Origin of the sequence: Sorangium sp. So ce385 (genome assembly GCF_051474135.1) — a bacterium.
In the GTDB taxonomy this organism is placed as follows: domain Bacteria; phylum Myxococcota_A; class Polyangia; order Polyangiales; family Polyangiaceae; genus Sorangium; species Sorangium cellulosum_D.
Map to the genome: position 1 here is coordinate 13,775,778 of NZ_CP150337.1, position 19,291 is coordinate 13,795,068.

The following is a 19,291-nucleotide window of genomic DNA, read 5'->3' on the forward strand; positions in this document are numbered from 1 at the left end:
CCGAAGCTCATTCAGAAAGTTTCGCATCGCGCGATGCTAGCCGGGGCCGCGCGCGCCGAGAACGCCGAGCAACAAGCGGACGCCGCGCCGCGCGTCCCCCTCAGGCCGCGCCGACCGCGGCGACGAAGCGATCCACCTCGGACTCGTCGTTGTAATAATGGACCGAGGCGCGCACCAGATCGGGAATCCCGCGCGCCTCGAAGTCGAGCAGCGTCCCCGCCGCGGTCGACACGCTGACGTGGATCGCCCGGGCGCCGAGCCGCGCCTTGACGGCCGCGGCGTCCTCGCCGTCCCGGGTGAAGGTCACGATGCCGCAGCGCTGCTCCCCGAGATCGCGCACGGTGACCCCGGGGAGCTCGGCCAGCCGCGCGCGCAGGCGGTCGGCCAGCGCGCAGACCCGGTCGCGGATCGCCGGCAGGCCCAGCCGGAGCGCGTACTCGGCCGCCGCGCCGAGCCCGAGCCGGCCGGCGACGTAGCTCTCCCAGTTCTCGAAGCGCCGGGCGTCCGGCCGCAGCTCGTAGCGGCCCGGCGCGGTCCAGGTGGCCGCGTGGAGGTCGAGGAACGGCGGCTCCAGCCGGTCGAGCAGCGCGCGCCGCACGTAGAGGAAGCCGGTGCCGCGCGGCCCGCGCAGGTACTTGCGCCCCGTCGCCGAGAGGAAATCGCAGCCGATCGCCTCGACGTCGATCGGCAGCTGCCCCACCGACTGGCAGGCGTCGAGCAGGAACGGCACGCCCGCCGACCGGGCGCGGCGGCCGATCGCCTCCGCCGGGTTGACCAGCCCGCCGTTCGTCGGCACGTGGGTGATCGCGATCAGCTTCACCCGCTCGTCGAGCAGGCGATCGAGCGCGGGCAGCGAGACCGCGCCGCGCTCGTCGCTCGGGATCGGGACGATCTCCGCGCCGGTGCGCCGCGCGACCTGCAGGAACGCGATGTAGTTCGAGGCGTACTCGGCCCGCGCGGTCAGGATGCGATCGCCCGGGCCGAAGCGGAGCGCGTAGAACGCCATGTCCCAGGCGCGCGTGGCGTTCTCGACCAGCGCGATCTCGTCCGGCGCCGCGCCGACGAGCCGCGCGATCGACCCGTAGACCGCCGCGAGCCGCTCGCCCGCCTCCGCCTCGGCCTCGTAGCCGCCGATGGCCGCCTCGCGCCGCAGGTGCTCGACCACCGTGTCGACCACCGCGGCCGGGGGCAGCGACGACCCCGCGTTGTTGAAGTGCAGGACGCTGGCGCAGGCCGGGGTGTCGCGGCGCAGCGCGGCGATATCCATCGTCATGACGTCATCTCCTCGCCAGGCCGACACGCTGCCGGCAGGGCGGCACCCCGTCAACCGCAGAGGCCCCGCCGGCGCCGGCTACTCCATCAGCCCGGTGCGCAGCTCGGTCGGGGAGTAGCCGAGCATGCGGCGGCAGGTCCGCGAGAAGTGCGCGAGGTCGGCGAACCCCGCGGCGTGGGCGGCGCCCGTCGCGTCGAGGCGGGCGAACGCCGCCAGCGCGACGAGGAGCCGGCGCCAGAGCTGGAAGGTGCGGATCGGCACCCCCACGTCGCGCACGAACAGCGCCTGCAGGTGCGCCTCGGAGATCCCGGCGCGCGCGACCGCGCGCCGCCGGTCCCCCGCCGGATCGCGCAGCGCCTCGAGGACGCGGGCGACGCGCCCGTCCGGGGCGCGCCGCGGCGCCTGCTGCGCGAGCCAGGCCGCGACCTCCCGGGCGAGGCCGTCGAGGACGTCGGGGCGCGACAGGGACGCGCGGTGGGCCGCCACGGCCCCGTCGACGCGCGCGAGGAGGCGGCCCTCGAGCGGGCAGGCCCCGCCGCGCCGGCGCGTGTAGCCCGCCACGTGCGGCACCTCCTCGGGGTCGTACAGGAGCCCGATCGTGGGCCCGGGGCTCGAGGCGGCGTGCCAGAGGTCCGGCGGCACCACGACCACGCGCCCGCGCACGACGGCGCCGCCCGGCTCCGGCACGGTCACCGTGACGTCGCCCTCCAGCCCGACCAGGACCGCCGCGCCGTGCTCGGCGTGGAGGGACGACGCCATCGCCGTCGAGGCGCGCACCGCGAAGGACTCCGCGATCACGGCGCCGATCCGGGATTCGTTCAAGCGGCCCACGCCCCCGAATCCTACCCTGGCTCGCGACGGAGGTCGTGAGCGATGAACCTGTTCTCGGACGAGATGCGCCGAAACCCTTACCCCCTGTACGACCAGCTCCGGAGCGGCTCTCCCGTGCTCCATTACCCCCCCTCGGACACGTGGATGATCTTCGATTACGACGGGGTGAAGCGGGCGCTCCACGACCATGAAGCGTTCAGCTCCGTCGTGTCGCCGCCGGGCAACAGGACCTCCGAGTGGCTCATCTTCATGGACCCGCCGCGCCACACGAAGCTGCGCGCCCTCCTCCAGCGCGCCTTCACCCCGCGGGCCGTGGCGGCGCTCGAGCCGCGCATCCGCGAGCTGTCGCGCGGGCTCCTGGACGGGGCGATCGAGCGCGGCGAGATGGATCTCGTCGAGGACTACACGGTCCCGCTCCCCCTGCTCGTCATCGCCGAGATGCTCGGCGCGCCGATCGAGGACCAGCCGCGGTTCAAGCGCTGGAGCGACGTGATCCTCGACCTCAGCACCACGGTCTCGGGCACCGAGGAGGGGGCCCGGGCGATCGCCGCGTTCACCGCGGTCAGCGTCGAGATGCAGGCCTACCTGAGGGGCCTCATCGCCGAGCGGCGGGAGGCGCCGAGGGACGATCTCCTGACCCGGCTCGTCGACGCCGAGGTCGACGGCGAGCGGCTCGGCGAGGACGAGATCCTGGGCTTCTTCCAGCTCCTCCTCGTGGCCGGCCACGAGACGACCACGAACCTGATCGGCAACGCCGTCCTGTGCCTCCTCGAGGACGGGGTCGCGCTCGCCCGCGTCCGGGCCGAGCCCGCGCTCCTGCCCGCCGCGATCGAGGAGGTCCTGCGCTACCGCTCGCCGGTCCAGGCGATGTTCCGCGTGACGAAGCGCGACGTCCCGATGCACGGCCAGGTGATCCCGGCCGGCAAGCCGGTGCTGGCGATGATCGGCTCGGCGAACCGGGATCCCCAGCAGTTCCGCGATCCCCACCGCTTCGACATCGCGCGCGATCCGAACCCGCACGTCGCGTTCGGGCACGGGTTCCACTTCTGCCTCGGGGCGTCGCTCTCGCGCCTCGAGGCAAGGATCGCGCTGTCGGATCTCGTGACGCGGCTCGCGGACCTCCGGCTCGCGAGCGACGCGCCGTGGGAGCCGCGCCGGGCGATCCACGTGCTCGGCCCGACCCGCCTGCCGATCCGCTTCGCGCCGGGGCCGCGCCTCTCCCGGTCCGAGACGTAAGCGCCCCTCGACGCGCGGCGCGTCCGGCTCTCCTGAGGTCTGCCGGCCTGATGCCTGCGGGACGCACCCGCTCCGCCGCGCGATCCGGCCGGAGCGGCCGCGCCTCGACGGCCCGCATGTCCGGCGCGCCGCCGAGCGCGTTCAGCGCGGCGCGTGGCGCCCGCGGCGGCGACCCCTGCGCCGCCGACGGCACGATCGCGGGTCGCACACGACGCCTCCCACCCCTGGCACCTCCATTGCTGAACCTCGCTGACGCCGATGGCGCGCTCGACGCGGCGGCGACGGCGCGGCCCTCGGCGGCGCTCTCGTCGCTCGCGGCGCGAGGGCGCCGGCGAACCGCCGTCCCGCCGCCGAGGCGGCCGACAGGATGGGCAGGGATCGAGGAGTCCATGAGCGAGCAGACCTCCATCAAGGTCGTGGTTCCACGCGAGATGACGCCGGACGAAAAGCAGATCCTCGTCGACGAGCTCTACGCCCTCCGCCGCCGGGTCTTCGAGGGCTCGCAGCGGAAGCGGAGCTTCGCGAGCCACGTCGTGGAGGCCGGCGCGGAGCACGGCGCGGTCGTGCTCCACCGGGGCGCGGGCGGTCAGCTCGTCGGCTACTTCGCGATGGAGATCCTCGAGCGGGAGTGCGCCGGCGCGACGGTCGCGATCTTCCGCGGCGAGTCCGGCGCGCTCGGCGGGCGCTCCGGCGGGCGCTCCGGCGGCGACGGCGCCCTGCGCCTCGTCGGCGATGTCGTGCTGCGCCTCGTCCTGGAGCGGCTGATCCGCTACATGCTCGCCCACCCGGGCCGACCGGTCCATTGCCTGTGCTCGCTGGCGCACCCGTCGAGCTACGCGCTGTTCTCGCGGTTCGTCGACATCACCCACACGGGCCCGGTCGAGGGCCAGGTGGCGGCCGCCGACGCGCTCATGTCGGAGCTCGCCGCCTCGTTCGATCTCGAGTCGAGCGAGCACGGCAGCCCGCTCGTCTTCGAGGCCGGGCGGGCGGACGAGCCCGCCGACGACTGCGGCTTCCTGCACCTCTACGAGAACCCGTCGGTCCGTTGCTTCGTGTCGGCGCACCCCGGCGCGGCGGAGGGGCGCGGGCTCGTCACGCTCGTGCCGCTGAGCCTCGGCGGCATGGTGCGCGCGGCGGCGCGTTATCCGGGGCCGGCGTCGAGGCGCTGGTAGGGGGCGCCTCGCCGAGCGCGCTCCGGCGCGCCCGGCGGGCCGGCGCGCCCGGGGGGCGTCACTTCAGCACGTCCGCCAGGCTGTCGAGGAAGCGCTGGTTCTCGCGCTCGGTGCCGATGGTGACGCGCAGGCTGGTCGGCAGGTTGCCGAACGGCCGCACGATGACGCCCTTGCGGAGCAGGGCGTCGTAGACGGGGCGCGCTGGCCGCCCCACGTCGACGAGCACGAAGTTCGCCTGGCTCGGCGCCACCGACAGCCCGAGCCGGGTGAGCTCGCGCGTGAGCCGGTCGCGCTCGCGGAGGTTCAGCGCGCGGCTCTTCTCGACGTGCTCGGCGTCGTCGAGCGCCGCGAGGGCGGCCGCCTGCGCGATCGCGCTCACGTTGAACGGCGCGCGCGTCCGGTTCATGTAGTCGATGAGCTTGGCCGGGCCCACGGCGTAGCCGACGCGGAGGCCGGCGAGGCCGTAGATCTTCGAGAAGGTGCGCACGACGAGGAGCCGCTCGCGGAGGTGGCGGAGGCGCATGGAATCCGGGAAGTCCGGCGCGTCGGTGTACTCGACGTACGCCTCGTCCAGGACGATGACGACCTCGGGCGGCACCTCCTTGAGCAGGCGCTCGACCGCGCTGCGGCCCACGTGGGTGCCGGTCGGGTTGTTCGGGTTCGCGACGAAGAGCAGGCGCGTCTTCGGGGTGACGGCCGCGGCCATGGCCTCGAGGTCGTGGCGCAGGTCCCGCAGCGGCACGGCCGTGAACGGGACGCCGTACGCGAGCGCGGCGAGCTTGTAGACGACGAAGGCCGGGTCGCCGAAGACGATGTGCGCCCCCGGGGTCGCCGCGAAGGTGTGCACCATGAGGTCGAGCAGCTCGTTCGAGCCGTTGCCCTGGACGATCTCCTCCATGGCGACGCCGTGGACGGCCGCGAGCCGCTCGCGGAGCCGGTAGGCCGACGCGTCCGGGTAGAAGTGCATGTTCGCGATCTCCCGGCGCGCCGCCTCGAGGGCGCGCGGGCTCGGGCCGAGCGGGTTCTCGTTCGAGGCGAGCTTCACGGCGTCGGTCACGCCGAGCTCGCGCGCGAGCTCCTCGATCGGCTTTCCCGCCTCATACGGAGCGAGAGTCTCGACGGTAGGCAGAACAAGCGCAGACATGGGGGCGCACCGTATCACACCTCTGAGGCGTGAGCGGCGAGATCAAGCGCCCGCGCTCGTCGCCTCGGTTTCCGGCGCGGGCATCCAGGCCTCCACGGCCGACCGGAGCGCCGCCCACTCGGGGAGCCACGAATGGGGCTCTGCGTCGCGCTCCAGCGCGTCGAGGATGCGCTCCTCGAGCTCGGGTTGCCTCTTCAGCATCGGGTCGAAGGCGAAGCCCGGTGTGCTCTGGATCTTCGCGAGGATGTTCTTCCCGGCGAACACCTCCAGCGCGTGCTGACGGAAGCGCCCGCCGGTCAGGCAATCCGGCACATGACGTTCGAAGACCTGGAGCAGCCTGTCCTTGTCGAGCCGAGCACGCTCGGTGTACGTGTCGGCTTTCTTTCGAAGCTCCTCCGCGAGCTCCTCCTTGGTGGCGTCTAGGCGTACCTGGGTCTCGAGCCGGTTCCGTCGCGGCGCACAGCAGGTCAACGCGATGCGCGCCGCGGTGACGTGAGAGAGCGCATCGAAGACGCGCTCGAGCTGCACCACGTAGCGACTCTTCGCGGCTGCATCCCACCGGAGGGCGCGCGCCAGGACGTCGGGGTCGAGCAAATAATTCTCCACCTCTTTGCGCCGCCACATCCATCCGAGCACGAGCCGCTTCTCGCCGTGACGCACGGTCCACCGACGAGGGCCGGGGTCGGTGGCCTCCGCCCAGGTGCCGGGATCCCTGGGGAAGTCACCATCGACGAGCCCGCAGACACCAGGGTTTTGGCGGCGTCGGCCGCGGATCAAGCCTGCGAAGGCGTCCTTGCCGCCCGAGGGCTCGACCTGAACGCCGGTACCTCGGAGGATCGCGTGGAGGAGCCTGACGTCGGGACCGTTGTCTTCGCCCTCGCACAGCAGGACGCTCACAGGCACGGCCGTCCCTCCGGGAGCCGGTGGATGGTGTGAGGGCTGACGAGCGTCGAGACCGCGCGCGCGTGCGTCGTGAACAGGAATTGATTGTCCTCGCCGAGGCGGGGCAACAGGCCGAGCAGCGTCTGCGCGAGCGGCGGGTGCAGGTTCAAGTCGATCTCGTCGATGAGCACCACCGATCGGTGGATCTGCTGCCTCACAAACTCGAACAGGACTGGAAAGACGGATTGCTCGCCCGCCGACATCTCGCTCAGCGTGTAGGTGCGGCTTCCGTCCTTCAGCACGAAGCGATCGTCCGCCGGCGTGGGTCCGTCGAACAGGGTCTCGAGCCCCGCGAAGCTGCGACCCGGGAACGCCGTCCGGTAGAGAGCTTCCAGCTCGCCGAGGTAGTCGCGCTCCGGGTGCGGCCCGCGCTGCTCGCGGTTTCGATGCCAGATCTTGAGGATCCTATCGAGCCGCTCGACGGCGGTCTCGAACCGGACTCCCATTTCGTTCGGCGGAGCGGGGTCGGACGCGTCGCGCTCCGGCGGCTCGCGAGCGCCGGACAGCGCGATGTTGCGGAACTGGTCGTACCAGAACACCCCCGGTAGCCGAGAGAAAAGCGCGCGGAGCTTGGCGTCGTTCCGGAGCGAGGCTGCGACGTAGGAGCGCCCTCGGAACTGATAGAGCTCGCGCGCGGAGCCGGTGGTCCTCACCCGTGCTCCCTCGAGGCGCAGCGTCACGACCCGGCTGTCACCGGGCTCCCTGAACGACTCATGGCTGGTGGGGCTCACGAGGTCCCACCAGCGCCTCGCGGCTTCCTGCGTCGCGGCGATCTCGTCGTCCTCGAACTCGACCGTGAGCTCGACAACCGGATCTCCGTGCACGAAGTACCGCTCGGGTGCCCACCCGGTCCAGCCGAAATGGCGTATGTCGGGGATCTTCCGCTGCGCTAGCGAGAGCGTGAGTGCGATGGCTTGCAGGATCGTCGTCTTCCCTGACGCGTTGTCGCCAAGGATCAAGTAACGATCGGCCACATCCCCGGTCGCCTTGTTCTTGAAGTCCAGCTCGACGCCGGGAGGAGCGAATTTCTTGAAGTTCTCGATCGTCGCTCGGCTGATCTTCATGGAGAGAACCTCGTCACGGAGAACCGACGGCGCGACGTCTTACCACGCTCGATCGGGGCGGCCTACCAGCGCAGGGCCTCGCAATCGGGCAGCGCGCTGCCGCGGCGCCGCTCGGGCTCCCTCGACGAGGGCCGCGGCACCGGCGCGACCTCGGTCGACAGGCGCGACGCTCCGCGCCGAGCGGCCGGGCTGCTCGCGAACACCGTCACGACGACGCCGTCGAGCAGCGATGCGGCGCCCGCCGGGGGGCGCTGGACACGACGGAACGCAGCCCGTGTCACTTCGCAGGCCGGGCTGTAAACAGCGGGGCACACGTAGGGTCATTTTGCAGGCCCAGCTGTAAACGGCGGGGCACACGTAGTGTCATTTCGCAGGCCGCTCTGTAAACGGCGGGGCACACGTAGTGTCACTTCGCAGGCCCAGCCGTAACCCGCGGGCGTACATCGGTCACCCCCCGCAGCCCGGCGGCGCTCCTCCCACCTCCCCACGGCTCCACCGCCCTCGGCTCCCCGCGCCGCAAGGCCGCCGGCGGCCTCGTCCCGCGCCCGGACGCCGGGATCTCGCCTCTCGGTCCGCCCTCCGTGTGATACTCGCCGTCCCGATGAAACCCGGGGACATCGTCGCCGACCGCTTCCTGATCGAGCGCCTCGCCGGGTCGGGGGGGATGGGCTCCGTCTACCGCGCCCTCGACCGGCACACCGGCGAGACCGCCGCCCTCAAGGTCATGTCCGGCCGCGGCCTCGAGCACAGCGAGCGCTTCGCCCGCGAGGCGCAGGTCCTCGCCGAGCTCAGGCACCCGGGCATCGTCCGGTACATCGCCCAGGGCGCCACCGAGAGCGGCGAGCCGTGGCTCGCGCTGGAGTGGCTCGAAGGCGAGAGCCTCGCCGACCGGCTCCGCCGCCGCGGGCTCACCGTCGCCGAGAGCGTCACCCTCGGCCTCCGCGTCGCCGAGGCCCTCGCCGAGGCCCACCGCAACAACGTCGTCCACCGCGACCTCAAGCCGAGCAACCTCTACCTCGTCGACAAGGCGGTCGAGCACGTCAAGCTCCTCGACTTCGGCATCGCGCGCCTCACCTCGCTCGCGCCCCTCACCATGACCGGCGTCGTCATGGGCACGCCGTTCTACATGGCGCCCGAGCAGGCGCGCGGCGAGCGCGCCGTCGGGACCCCGGCCGACGTGTTCGCCCTCGGCTGCGTCCTGTTCCACTGCCTCACCGGACGCCCGCCGTTCGTCGGCGACGACATCCACACCGCCCTCCTCCGCGTCGTGCTCGACGAGGCGCCCCGCCTCCGCGACCTCCGCGCCGACATCCCCGAGAGCATCGACGCCGCCGTCGCGCACATGCTCGCCAAGGACCCGGCCCAGCGGCCCGCGAACGGCGCCGCCGTCGCCCTCGAGCTGCTCCGCGTCGGCGAGATCAAGAGCACCCCCCCGGCGCCCGTGAGCCGGCGCGCGGGCGCGCTCACGACCGGCGAGCGCCGGACCCTCTGCCTGATGCTCGCCCGGGTGGGCCAGCCGGAAGCGCCGGCCTGGCAAGGGCCCACCATGCCGATGACCCTCCCGATGACCATGCCCCTCGCGCGCACCGTCTCGGAGGACGAGGTGAAGCGCGTGGCCACCCGCTTCGGCGGGACGCTCCAGACGCTGGCCGACGGGCTCCTGCTCATCACCCTCGAGGGGCGCGGCCTCATCACCGACCAGGCGGCGCGCGCGGCCCGGTGCGCCCTCGAGGTGCGCGACCTCCTGCCCGGCGTCCAGATGGCCCTCGTCGCGGGCCGCGGCTCCGCCGACGACCGCCTCCCGATGGGGCCGACCATCGACCGCGCCGTGCGCCTGCTCGACCGCGCCGACGGCGGCTCCATCCGCCTCGACGAGGTCATGGCCGGCCTGCTCGACGCCCGCTTCGACGTCGGCGGCGACGCGACCGGGCTCGTGCTCCGCGCCGAGCGCGACCTCGTCGAGGCGGCGCGCACCCTCCTCGGCCGGACCACGCCGTTCGTGGGGCGCGACCACGAGCTCGCCATCCTCGACGCCGTGCTCGACGAGTGCCTCTCCGAGCCGACCGCGCGCGCCGTGCTCATCACCGCGCCCGCGGGGCTCGGCAAGAGCCGGCTGCGCTACGAGTTCCTCCGCCGCGTCGAGGAGCGCGAGCAGCGCGTGCAGGTCTGGCTCGGCCACGCCGACCCGATGAGCGCCGGCTCGCCGTTCGGGATGCTGCGCCAGATGCTCCGCCGCGAGGCCGGGCTCTCCGGCGGCGAGCCGCAGGAGGTCCGCGAGCAGCGCCTCCGCGCCCGCGTGGGCCGCACCCTCTCGGGCGGCGACCTCGCCCGCGTGACCGAGTTCCTCGGCGAGGTGGCGCGGATCCACTTCCCCGACGAGGGCCGGGTCGAGCTGCGCGCGGCGCGCAGCGACCCGATGCTCATGGGCGACCAGATCCGCCGCGCCTGGGAGGACTTCGTGCTCGCCGAGTGCCGCGACGAGCCGGTGCTCCTCGTGCTGGAGGACCTCCAGTGGGGCGACGTGCCCACGGTCAAGCTCATCGACGCGGCGCTCGCGCTCCGGGACCAGCCGCTCATGGTGCTCGCGCTCGCGCGGCCCGAGGTCGAGGCCGTCTTCCCGAAGGTGTGGGTCTCGCGCGGCGTGCAGGAGATCCGGCTGCGCGAGATCGGGCGCCGGGGGAGCGAGCGGCTCGTGCGCGAGGTGCTCGGCGACGCGGTGACGCCCGACCTCTGCGCGCGGCTGTGCGAGCGCGCCGGCGGCAACGCGTTCTACCTGGAAGAGCTCATCCGCGCCGCCGCCTCGGGGCGCACCGAGGCGCTGCCCGAGACCGTGCTGTCCATGGTGCAGGCCCGCCTGGAGTCGCTCGACGGCGAGGCGCGGCGCGTCCTCCGGGCGGCGAGCGTCTTCGGCCAGAAGTTCTGGCGCGGCGGGCTGATGGCGCTGCTCGGCGGCGAGCGCCGGGCCCCGCAGGTCGACGGGTGGCTCGCGGTGCTTGTCGATCGCGAGCTCATCGCGCGCCGCGGGGAGGGGAAGTTCCGGGGCCACGACGAGTACGCGTTCCGGCACGCGCTCGTGCGCGAGGCGGCCTACGCGACGCTGACCGACGCGGACCGCGCGCTCGGCCACCTGCTCGCCGGCGAGTGGCTGGAGGCCGCGGGCGAGCGCGACGCGGCGCTCCTCGCCGACCACTTCGAGCGCGGCGGCGACGCCGAGCGGGCGGTCATCTGGTTCCGCCGCGCGGCGGAGCAGGCGCTCGGGGCGAACGACTTCCGCGCCGCCATCCAGCGCGCCGAGCAGGGCGCCGCGAGCGCCGAGGTGGACGGGGAGCTCTACGCGGCGCTGCGCCTCGTCCAGGCCGAGGCCCACAAGTGGCTCGGCGAGGCCGCCGAGGCCGAGCGGTGCGCCGTGATGGCGATGAACGGCTTCCCGAGGAAGAGCGCGCTCTGGTACGCGGCGGCCGCGGAGGCGGCGTCGATGCGCGTGCGCCTCGGCATGGGCGAGAAGCTCGCGGACCTCGTCGACGAGCTCCGGGGCGGGCGGCCGAGCGGCGAGCGCGGCGGGCCGCCGGAGCTGCTCGACGAGGCGACCGGCGCCTCGGTGAGCGCGCTGGCGCGCATCGCCGGGTCGCTCCTGCACGGCGGCCAGTACGCCGCCGCCGAGGAGATCGTGCAGGAGCTCGCGCGGGTGGCGATGCCGCTCGCCGAGCGCGACGCGGCGGTGGCGGCGCGCATCCATGCGCTCCGCGCATCGCAGGCGCTCTGCTACGGCGACCCGGCGGCGTCGCTGGAGTGGACCGAGCAGAGCATCCCGGCGTACCTCCAGACGGGCGACATCCGGAACGCGTGCCTGAGCCGGGTGAACGCGGCGCACTGCCTGGTGCAGCTCGGGGCGTACGGCCGCGCCGAGGCCGAGCTGCGCGACGCGCTCGCCGAGGCGGAGCGGATGGGGCTCTACAACGTGGCGGCGTTCGCGAAGCAGAACCTGGGGCTGCTCTGGATCCAGCAGGGCGATCTCGGCGCGGCGCGCGCGGTCACGGCCGAGGCGGTGGAGGCGTTCACGGCGCAGGCGAACCGGCGGCAGGAGGCGCGGTCGCGCGCCTACCTGGCGGCGATCCTGACCCGGCTCGGCAGCCTGGGGGCGGCGGACAACGAGGCGGGCGCGGCGGTGGCGATGCTGGCGCACGTGCCGACGCTCCAGGCGCTGGCGCTCGCGGTGCGCGCGCGGGTGCTGCTCGAGCAGGGCCGCGCCCACGAGGCGCTCGAGGCGGCGCGGCGCGGGCTCGGGCTGCTCGTGTCGGTCGGCGGGACCGAGGAGGGGGAGGCGCAGATCCGGCTCGTGTACGCCGAGTCGCTCCGGGCCGCCGGCCACCACGACGCGGCGCGCGAGGCGATCGCGGTGGCGATGCAGCGGCTCGTCGCGCGGGCGCAGTGGATCCGCGACCCGGCGCGGCGGCAGAGCTTCTGCCAGGCGGTGCCGGAGAACGCGAAGACGTTCGCGCTGGCGGCGCTCTGGCAGCAAGAGGCGGAGCCCACCCTGCAATGAGGCGCCGAGTCGCGGGCCGGGCGCCGCGCGTCGCGTGCGGCGTGCGGCGTCGAAGCCCGACGAGCCCGTTCGCCCGGCCGCGCAGCGATGGCCGGCAACGCAGCGGTGGCCAGCCGCGCAGCGGTGGACGGAGCGCCCCCCGTAGCGGGCGTGTGCTTTCGCCGGCGCTGGAACAGCCGTGATCGGAAGTCCATCGACGACACTTCGGTTACCGTCCGCGGGCGCGCACGAAACGCGCGCGGCGCGGCGGCCAAGGCAGCTTGACTGTTTGTCGGAGCTCCGAAAGAATCGTCCGACAGCGGATATGTATTCAGTACTCTTTCGGAACGTGCTCTTTCCTGTTTACGAGACGAAACTCCGAAGGAGGGCGACGCTGACGTATCTCGAGGAGCTGAAGCGGTCCCAGTGGCGGCCAGAGAGCGAGCTGCGCGAGCTCAACTGGCGAAAGATGCTGGCGACCCTCCGCTTCGCCGAGCAGAAGGTCCCCTTCTACCGGCGCCGCTTCGCCGAGTACGGCGTGCGGGTGAAGGACGTGCACGCGCCCGAGGATCTCGTGCGCTTCCCCGTCCTGACCAAGGCCGATCTCCGCGCGCACGGCGACGAGCTCATCGCGGAGGGCTGGAACGGCAAGCTCTTCAGGAGCGGCACGGGCGGATCGACCGGGGAGCCGGCGCGGTTCTTCTACGATCACACCACGTACGAGTGTCGTCAGGCCGCCGCCCTGCGCGCTGACGCGTGGGCCGGCGGCCGCATCGGGGACAAGGAGCTGTACATCTGGGGCATACCGACCCACGAGCCCCGATGGAAGAAGGTGAAGCGCACGCTGCACGAGGCGTTCATCCGGAAGAAGACCGTCAGCGCGTGGAACCTGTCGGAGGCGCGGCTCGCGGGGGTGGTGGACGAGATCCTCCGCTACCAGCCGAACCTCGTCGTCGGGTACACGAGCCCGCTCTACTACACGGCGCGCTACGCGCTCGAGGCGGGGCGCAGGCTGCCGACGCCGAAGGGGATCATCGCCACGGCGGAGCGGCTCTTCCCGCACCAGCGCGAGGTCATCGAGAAGGCGTTCCAGGCGCCGGTCTACGATCGCTACGGCTGCAGGGAGATGATGCTGATCGGCGCGGAGTGCGAGCGCCGCGAGGGCAAGCACCTCAACATCGAGAACATCTTCGTCGAGGTCCAGTGCGGCGGCCGGCTCGCGCGGCCCGGGGAGCCGGGCGAGGTGATCCTGACCGACCTCCTGTGCCGGTCGATGCCGCTCATCCGCTACAAGAACGAGGACGTGGTGATCGCGGCCGACAAGTCCTGCTCGTGCGGCCGCGGGCTGCCGCTGCTCGCCTCGGTCGAGGGGCGGGTGCTCGACATGATCGTCGGGCCGGACGGCCAGCTCCTCTCGGCCGTGTTCTTCCCCTACTTCTTCAAGGACAACCCGACGGTGGAGCGGTACCAGGTCCACCAGGACAAGTCGCGGGCGATCACGATCCGGATCGTCCCCGGCGCGGGCTACCAGGCGGAGACGTCGCACGCGATCGAGCGCGATCTGCGCCGGTTCCTCGGCGAGCGGGCGGACATCCGGGTGGAGCTCGTCGACGAGATCCCGGTCACCGCGGGGGGGAAGTTCCGCTTCACGGTGTCCGAGGTGCCGATCGAGTTCGGGCGCGAGGCCGCGGCGTGAGCGGTGCCCCCGAGGTCCGGCCGGCGGGCGGCGAGGGGCCGCGCGCCGCGCCGGGCCAGCCCGCGAAGGTCGCCCACGTCGTCCTTTCGCTCAACGTCGGCGGGCTCGAGCGGGTGGTGCTGCGGCTGCTCGAGCGGACGGCGCGCGACCGGTTCGCGCCGATCGTGTGCGCGCTGGAGGAGCCCGGCGCGCTGGCCGAGGAGCTCGCGCGGCTCGGGGTGCCGCTCGTGGTGCTGCCGCGGCGGCCCGGGCTCGACCCGGGGCTGCCGGTGCGGCTGTCGGCGTGGCTGCGGCGCGAGGGGATCCGGCTCGTGCACACGCACAACCCGGGGCCGCACCTCTACGGCGCGCTGGCGGCGGGCCTCGCGCGGGCCGCGCGCCTGCCGGGGGGCGGGGGGCCGCGCGTCATCCACACGAAGCACGGGCGCAACTACCCGAAGCAGAAGCGGAAGGTGCTGGTCAACCGGCTGGCCGCGGCGCTCACCGACCGGGTGGTGGCGGTGAGCGACGACGCCCGCGCGGTGGCGCTCGAGGTGGAGCGGGTCGATCCGGCCAAGGTGGTGACGATCCTGAACGGCGTGGACACGGACGTGTTCCGGCCGGGCGGCGCGGGCGCGGCGCGGGCGCGGCTCGGGGTGCCGGCGTCGGGCTACCACGTGGGGTGCGTGGCGCGGCTGTCGCCCGAGAAGGACCACGCGACGCTGCTCGCGGCGTTCGCGCGGCTCCGGGAGGTGCGGCCGGACGCGCACCTCACGCTGATCGGCGACGGCCCGCTGCGGTCGGCGCTCGAGGAGCAGGCGGCGCGGCTCGGGCTCGGCGGGGCGGTCGCGTTCACGGGGACGCGCGGCGACGTGGCGGAGCTCTTGCCGGCGTTCGACGTGTTCGCGCTCGCGTCGCTGACCGAGGGGATCTCGCTGACGCTGATCGAGGCGGCGGCGGCGGGGCTGCCGATCGTGGCGACGCGGGTGGGGGGCAACCCGGAGATCATCGAGGAGGGGTCGACGGGGCTGCTCGTGTCGCCGGGGGCGCCGGAGACGCTGGCGGCCGCGCTGGAGGCGGTCGCGGTGCGGGACGACCGGGCCGCGATGGGGGAGCGCGGGCGGGCGCGGGTGATCGAGCGGTTCGGGCTGGACCAGATGGTCCGCGCGTACGAGGAGCTCTACGCCGAGGTGCTCGGGGGGTAGGGCGGCCGAGGCGGCGGGCCGAGGAGATGCCGGTCTCCTCGGGCCTGCCGTTACCCGACAGGATGTCGAGACGGCGGACCACGCCAGCGAGACGGCGTGTCCGCATGCCCGTGAACCGAGTTGCCCGCGTGCCCGTGTGCCCGTGTGCCCGCGTGTCCGTGAACCGAGTTGCCCGCGTGTCCGTGAATCGAGTTGCCCGCGTGCCCGCGTGCCCGCGTGCCCGTGTGCCAGCGTGCCCGCGTGCCCGCGCGCGCCCGTACTGCTGGTAAGTCCGCGGATTTGGGGTTCGGTACCTCGATAGAACGGCGGTCGCCGTGGTTGCGCCTCGTTCTCGCGCGCGGTGCGCCGATGGCACACGACTTGTTATAGCGGGCGCCGGCGCTGCCAGCCGAGGGGTGATGCGGCTCGCCGCGCCATGTCGTGCCTGCCGGAGCGGCCGAAACGACCCTGTTCACGAGAGCGCAGGGCCGCCCGGCGAGGAGCAGCTCGTGCCGAGGGGCTCGTGCTGCTCTCGTCATTGCTTTACCGAACGATCGCCATTGCGATCCCATTGAGGAGATTGGATTATGAAGAGGTCCAAAGGCATTATCTTGTCATCCATGCTCGTCCTCGGCGGAGGCCTCCTGGGCGCAGCATGCGGCGGCGACGGCGCGACGGAGGTCGCCGCGCCGGAGGAAGGCCGGTGCGGGATCGACTCGACGAGCCCGGAGTGCGCCGGGTCGCTGTCGGCCGAGCTCGGCGTCAAGCGGAAGGGCGAATGGCGATCGCTGGTCGTGCAGGGCAAAAACGGACCCGAGGAGCTCCATTACGAGGTGATCGACGGCAAGGCCATCTTCGAGGGCGACATCGTCCTGGGCAACGCGGACGAGCTGGAGTCGAAGGGGGTCGGCATCCGCGACAGAGACCTACGCTGGCCGAATCGGCAGGTCCCCTACGTGATCGACTCCGCGCTGACGCCGGAGAGGCAGACCAGCGTGGCGGACGCCATCGCCCACTGGGAGGCGAACACGGATTTCGATTTCTACGCGATCACCCTGCCGACGACCGAAGAGAACTACATCCACTTCATCAACAGCAACGGCTGCTGGTCCTCCGTCGGCATGCAGGAGGGGCCGCAGGAGATCGGGCTCGGCACGGCGCAGAGCGCGACCGATATCGTGGGGATGGGCATCGCGAAGTCGTCCGACAAGGTGTACGCCTGGTACAACGACGGCTACGTGTCCGCGGGGAGCAGCACGATCCTCGACTCGGAGCGGCCCCTGTATCCGTACACGCTCCCGACCGGCTACACGACGGCCGACATCGTCGGCATCTCGATCTCGCCGAGCGATCAGGTCTACGCCTGGTACGACGACGGCAAGTACTCGATCGGCACGTCGTGGGATCTCGACGCGCACCAGGGCCCCACGAGCTACTCGCTGCCTCCGGGCTACACCGTCGGGAACATCCGCGGCATCGGCATCGCGAGCAACGGCCGCGTCTACGCCTGGTACTCGGACGGCAAGCGCAGCGCTGGCACGGCGTCGGACCTCGACGCGGACCTCGCGCCGGCCACGTTCAGCCTGCCGCCGGGGCAGACCGTGAACACGATCGCCGAGATCGACATCTCCTCGACCGACGTCACCTACGCCTGGTTCACCGACAGGACGAGGACCTCCGGGAGCACCACCGATCTGGACTCGACGAGCGCGGCCCAGAGCTACACGACGCCGGGCGGGTGCGGCTTCGGCGCCACCGTGCACGAGATCGGCCACGCCATCGGGCTGTGGCACGAGCAGAGCCGCTGCGACCGGGACGACCACCTGACCGTCAACACGGCGAACATCCAGTCCGGCAAGGCGCACAACTTCGACAAGCACTGCGAGGGTCGTGATCTCTACCAGTTCGACTGGGGCTCGATCATGCTCTACAGCTCGTACTCCTTCTCCATCAACGACACGAGCCCGACCCTCGTCAAGGCGTCCGACGGCTCCACGTTCTCCGCGCAGCGGACCTCGCTCAGCGCCGGCGACATCCGCTCGGTGCAGGAGCTGTACGGCTACTCGCCCCCGTCGAGCAAGGTGCCCGGCGACATCGTGGCGATGGCCGTCGCGAGCAACGATCACATCTACGCCTGGTACTCGAACGGCACGAAGAGCTCGGGGTCCAGCTTCGATCTCGACGCCCACACCGCCGCCTCGTCGTTCTCGCTCCCGCCCGGGAAGACCGTGGCCGACATCATCGCGATCTCGATCGCGAAGTCGACCGACCACGTGTACGCCTGGTACGATGACGGTACGGTGAGCTCCGGGAGCAGCGGGGATCTCGATCTCCACACGTCCCCGACCAGCTTCTCCCTCCCGCCGGGCAAGACGATCTCCGACATCGTCGAGATCGGGATCACGCCCGATGACGACGTCTACACCTGGTACGACGACGGCACCGTGAGCGTCGGCACGTCGACGGATCTGGACAGCGAGTCCGCGCCGTACGCGTACAGCCTGCCGCCGGGCAAGACGGCGGGGAACATCCGGGGCATCGACATCACGGGCTCGAACTCCCTCGTCTACGTCTGGTACAGCGATTACTCGCTGTCGATCGGGACGAGCTCGGATCTCGATTACCACAGGGCGAACTGGTGAGTCGAACGGCGGCCTGACGGCGCGGGGGCGGCCTGAGCGGCGCTAGAGCCGCCAGGCCGCCCTGCGCCCGCGAGGCCCGCCGGCCCGCCGGGACGCGAGCGGCGCCGCCGCGCAGGCGGGGCATCCGCGCTGCGCGCTCAGCCCCCCGCGTCCTCGTCCCCGCCCGCCGCGCGCTGCGCGAGCCAGCGGCGGAGCTGGTTCCTGTGCATGCCGAGCGCCTTGGCCGCGCGCGTCACATTGCCCATCTCACGGCGCAGCGCCGCCTCGATCTCCTCCTCGGCGGGCCGCGACGCTGCCCGCCGCGAGGGCCGCTCCTCGGCCGCCGGCGGCCGCTCCTCGGCCGCCGGCTGCCGCTCCTCGGCTGCCGGCTGCCGCTCTTCGGCCGCCGGCTGCGGCGCTCGCGCGGCGGCCTTCGCCGCCCCGGCCGCGGCGACGGCGGAGACGACCGCGGGCGGCCCGGGGTCGGCCAGCCGCCCCGCCGACGGGGAGAGGTGCCGCTCGTACACCACCGGGCTGCCCGCGAGGTGCGCCTCCTGCGCTGCTGCCCGGATCTCCGCGGTGAGCTCTCGAATGTTCCCTGGCCACGCCCGCAGGAGGCACGCCTCGATCAGCGACGCATGCGCCCGAGGGGGCGCGCTCGCCTCGGCGCGCGCGCCGGCCGCCGCATGTCGCAGGGCCGCATCGACGAGCCACGGGACGTCCTCCGGTCGCTCGAAGAGCCGCGGCATGCGGACCGAGGGCCGCCCGATGCGGAAGAAGAGGTCGTCGCGCAGCTTCCCGGCGGCGATCTGCGCCCGCAGGTCCTTGTGGGTCGCCGACACCAGCGCGAAATCCACGCTCACCGGCCGCGAGGCGCCGAGCGGGATCACCTCCTTCGCCTCCAGCGCTCTCAGGAGCTTTGCCTGCACGCCGAGGTCGAGCTCGGCCACCTCGTCGAGGAAGAGCACCCCGCCCTGCGCGGCCTGCACGTACCCTTCGGCGTCGGCCGCGGCGCCCGAGTACGCCCCTTTGCGGGCGCCGAAGAGCAGCCGCTCGGCCAGCCCCGTCGGGATGGCCGCGCAGTTCACGGGGACGAACGGCCCGTCGCGCCGCGGGCCGAGGGCGTGGAACGCCCGGGCCGCGTGCTCCTTGCCCGTTCCGCTCTCGCCCGCGATGTGCAGCGTCGTCCCGAGGTGCGCCGCCCGGTCGATCGCGTCCCACGTGCGGGCGAGCGTCGCCCCGAGGATCGTGCCGCCGTTGCGCGAGACCCCCACGCGGAACGGCTCGACGTCGTCCAGGAGCAGGAACACCGACCAGCCCGTGCGCACGATCCGGAAATCGGCGCCGGCGCGCGCGCCGATCAGCGGGACGCCGTCGAGCCAGGTGCCGTTCCGGCTGTCGAGGTCCTCGACCTGCCACGCGCCGCCGAGCCGGCGCACGCGCGCGTGCCTCCGCGACATCCGCTGGTCGTCCAGGTGCACGCCCGCGACCTCGCACCGCCCGAGCTCGATCTCGCCGTCCTCCAGCGGGAGCACGTCGCAGCGGGGGCCGTCCGCCGAGAAGATGAGCAACAGCCCGGGTTTTGGCTCCCTGGGTCCGAGGTGCTCCGAAGGGAGGCCGGCAGCGT

12 protein-coding genes are annotated in these 19,291 nt (G+C 73.0%); 6 read left to right on the forward strand and 6 right to left on the reverse strand.

The window, feature by feature from the left end:
• Nucleotides 1-100 precede the first annotated feature (100 nt).
• Together WME83_RS50490 and WME83_RS50495 are read right to left on the reverse strand one after the other, a co-directional pair.
• The gene (locus WME83_RS50490) at nt 101-1,273 is read right to left on the reverse strand and encodes an aminotransferase class V-fold PLP-dependent enzyme (RefSeq protein ID WP_437316871.1); all 1,173 of its coding nucleotides are present in this window, start codon (nt 1,271-1,273) and stop codon (nt 101-103) included.
• A 78-nt stretch (nt 1,274-1,351) separates the two neighbouring features.
• Nucleotides 1,352-2,104: a helix-turn-helix domain-containing protein gene (locus tag WME83_RS50495; RefSeq protein WP_437316872.1), complete on the reverse strand. Its 753-nt coding sequence runs from the start codon at nt 2,102-2,104 to the stop codon at nt 1,352-1,354.
• A 42-nt stretch (nt 2,105-2,146) separates the two neighbouring features.
• On the opposite strand from WME83_RS50495, the gene WME83_RS50500 reads away from it, so the two are divergent.
• Nucleotides 2,147-3,340, forward strand: coding sequence for a cytochrome P450 (locus WME83_RS50500; protein ID WP_437316873.1), 1,194 nt, complete (start codon nt 2,147-2,149; stop codon nt 3,338-3,340).
• 389 nt (nt 3,341-3,729) lie between these two features.
• Nucleotides 3,730-4,512 (forward strand): hypothetical protein, encoded by a 783-nt coding sequence (locus WME83_RS50505; protein WP_437316874.1) that lies wholly within the window; start codon nt 3,730-3,732, stop codon nt 4,510-4,512.
• Between the two features lie 58 nt (nt 4,513-4,570).
• Here WME83_RS50505 and hisC read toward each other — a convergent pair whose 3' ends face one another.
• From hisC to WME83_RS50520, 3 genes are read right to left on the reverse strand one after another with little or no spacing between them, the layout of a single operon-like run.
• The gene (hisC, locus tag WME83_RS50510) at nt 4,571-5,656 is read right to left on the reverse strand and encodes a histidinol-phosphate transaminase (protein WP_437316875.1); all 1,086 of its coding nucleotides are present in this window, start codon (nt 5,654-5,656) and stop codon (nt 4,571-4,573) included.
• A gap of 42 nt (nt 5,657-5,698) precedes the next feature.
• Nucleotides 5,699-6,559 (reverse strand): hypothetical protein, encoded by an 861-nt coding sequence (locus WME83_RS50515; protein ID WP_437316876.1) that lies wholly within the window; start codon nt 6,557-6,559, stop codon nt 5,699-5,701.
• Nucleotides 6,550-7,662 (reverse strand): AAA family ATPase, encoded by a 1,113-nt coding sequence (locus tag WME83_RS50520; protein ID WP_437316877.1) that lies wholly within the window; start codon nt 7,660-7,662, stop codon nt 6,550-6,552. Before WME83_RS50520 ends, WME83_RS50515 begins: the two co-directional genes overlap by 10 nt.
• Before the next feature lie 601 nt (nt 7,663-8,263).
• Here WME83_RS50520 and WME83_RS50525 point away from each other — a divergent pair.
• From WME83_RS50525 to WME83_RS50540, 4 genes are all read left to right on the forward strand, one after another.
• Nucleotides 8,264-12,205 carry a protein kinase domain-containing protein gene (locus WME83_RS50525; RefSeq protein WP_437316878.1) on the forward strand — a complete coding sequence of 1,314 codons (3,942 nt, stop codon included), beginning with the start codon at nt 8,264-8,266 and terminating at the stop codon, nt 12,203-12,205.
• A gap of 328 nt (nt 12,206-12,533) precedes the next feature.
• Complete coding sequence (locus tag WME83_RS50530) at nt 12,534-13,880, forward strand: phenylacetate--CoA ligase family protein (RefSeq protein WP_437316879.1); 1,347 nt, start codon at nt 12,534-12,536, stop codon at nt 13,878-13,880.
• Nucleotides 13,877-15,064, forward strand: coding sequence for a glycosyltransferase family 4 protein (locus WME83_RS50535; protein WP_437316880.1), 1,188 nt, complete (start codon nt 13,877-13,879; stop codon nt 15,062-15,064). The genes WME83_RS50530 and WME83_RS50535 overlap by 4 nt, the downstream gene beginning before the upstream one ends.
• 566 nt (nt 15,065-15,630) lie before the next feature.
• Nucleotides 15,631-17,685: a M12 family metallopeptidase gene (locus WME83_RS50540; protein ID WP_437316881.1), complete on the forward strand. Its 2,055-nt coding sequence runs from the start codon at nt 15,631-15,633 to the stop codon at nt 17,683-17,685.
• 137 nt (nt 17,686-17,822) lie between these two features.
• Here WME83_RS50540 and WME83_RS50545 read toward each other — a convergent pair whose 3' ends face one another.
• Nucleotides 17,823-19,235, reverse strand: coding sequence for a sigma 54-interacting transcriptional regulator (locus WME83_RS50545; RefSeq protein ID WP_437316882.1), 1,413 nt, complete (start codon nt 19,233-19,235; stop codon nt 17,823-17,825).
• Nucleotides 19,236-19,291: the final 56 nt, after the last annotated feature.

Bases quoted from the DNA above. Each gene is read 5' to 3' on its own strand.
- WME83_RS50490 (WP_437316871.1), bottom strand. From the start codon at position 1,273: ATGACGATGGATATCGCCGCGCTGCGCCGCGACACCCCGGCCTGCGCC.
- WME83_RS50500 (WP_437316873.1), top strand. From the start codon at position 2,147: ATGAACCTGTTCTCGGACGAGATGCGCCGAAACCCTTACCCCCTGTAC.
- WME83_RS50505 (WP_437316874.1), top strand. From the start codon at position 3,730: ATGAGCGAGCAGACCTCCATCAAGGTCGTGGTTCCACGCGAGATGACG.
- hisC (WP_437316875.1), bottom strand. From the start codon at position 5,656: ATGTCTGCGCTTGTTCTGCCTACCGTCGAGACTCTCGCTCCGTATGAG.
- WME83_RS50520 (WP_437316877.1), bottom strand. From the start codon at position 7,662: ATGAAGATCAGCCGAGCGACGATCGAGAACTTCAAGAAATTCGCTCCT.
- WME83_RS50525 (WP_437316878.1), top strand. From the start codon at position 8,264: ATGAAACCCGGGGACATCGTCGCCGACCGCTTCCTGATCGAGCGCCTC.
- WME83_RS50540 (WP_437316881.1), top strand. From the start codon at position 15,631: ATGAAGAGGTCCAAAGGCATTATCTTGTCATCCATGCTCGTCCTCGGC.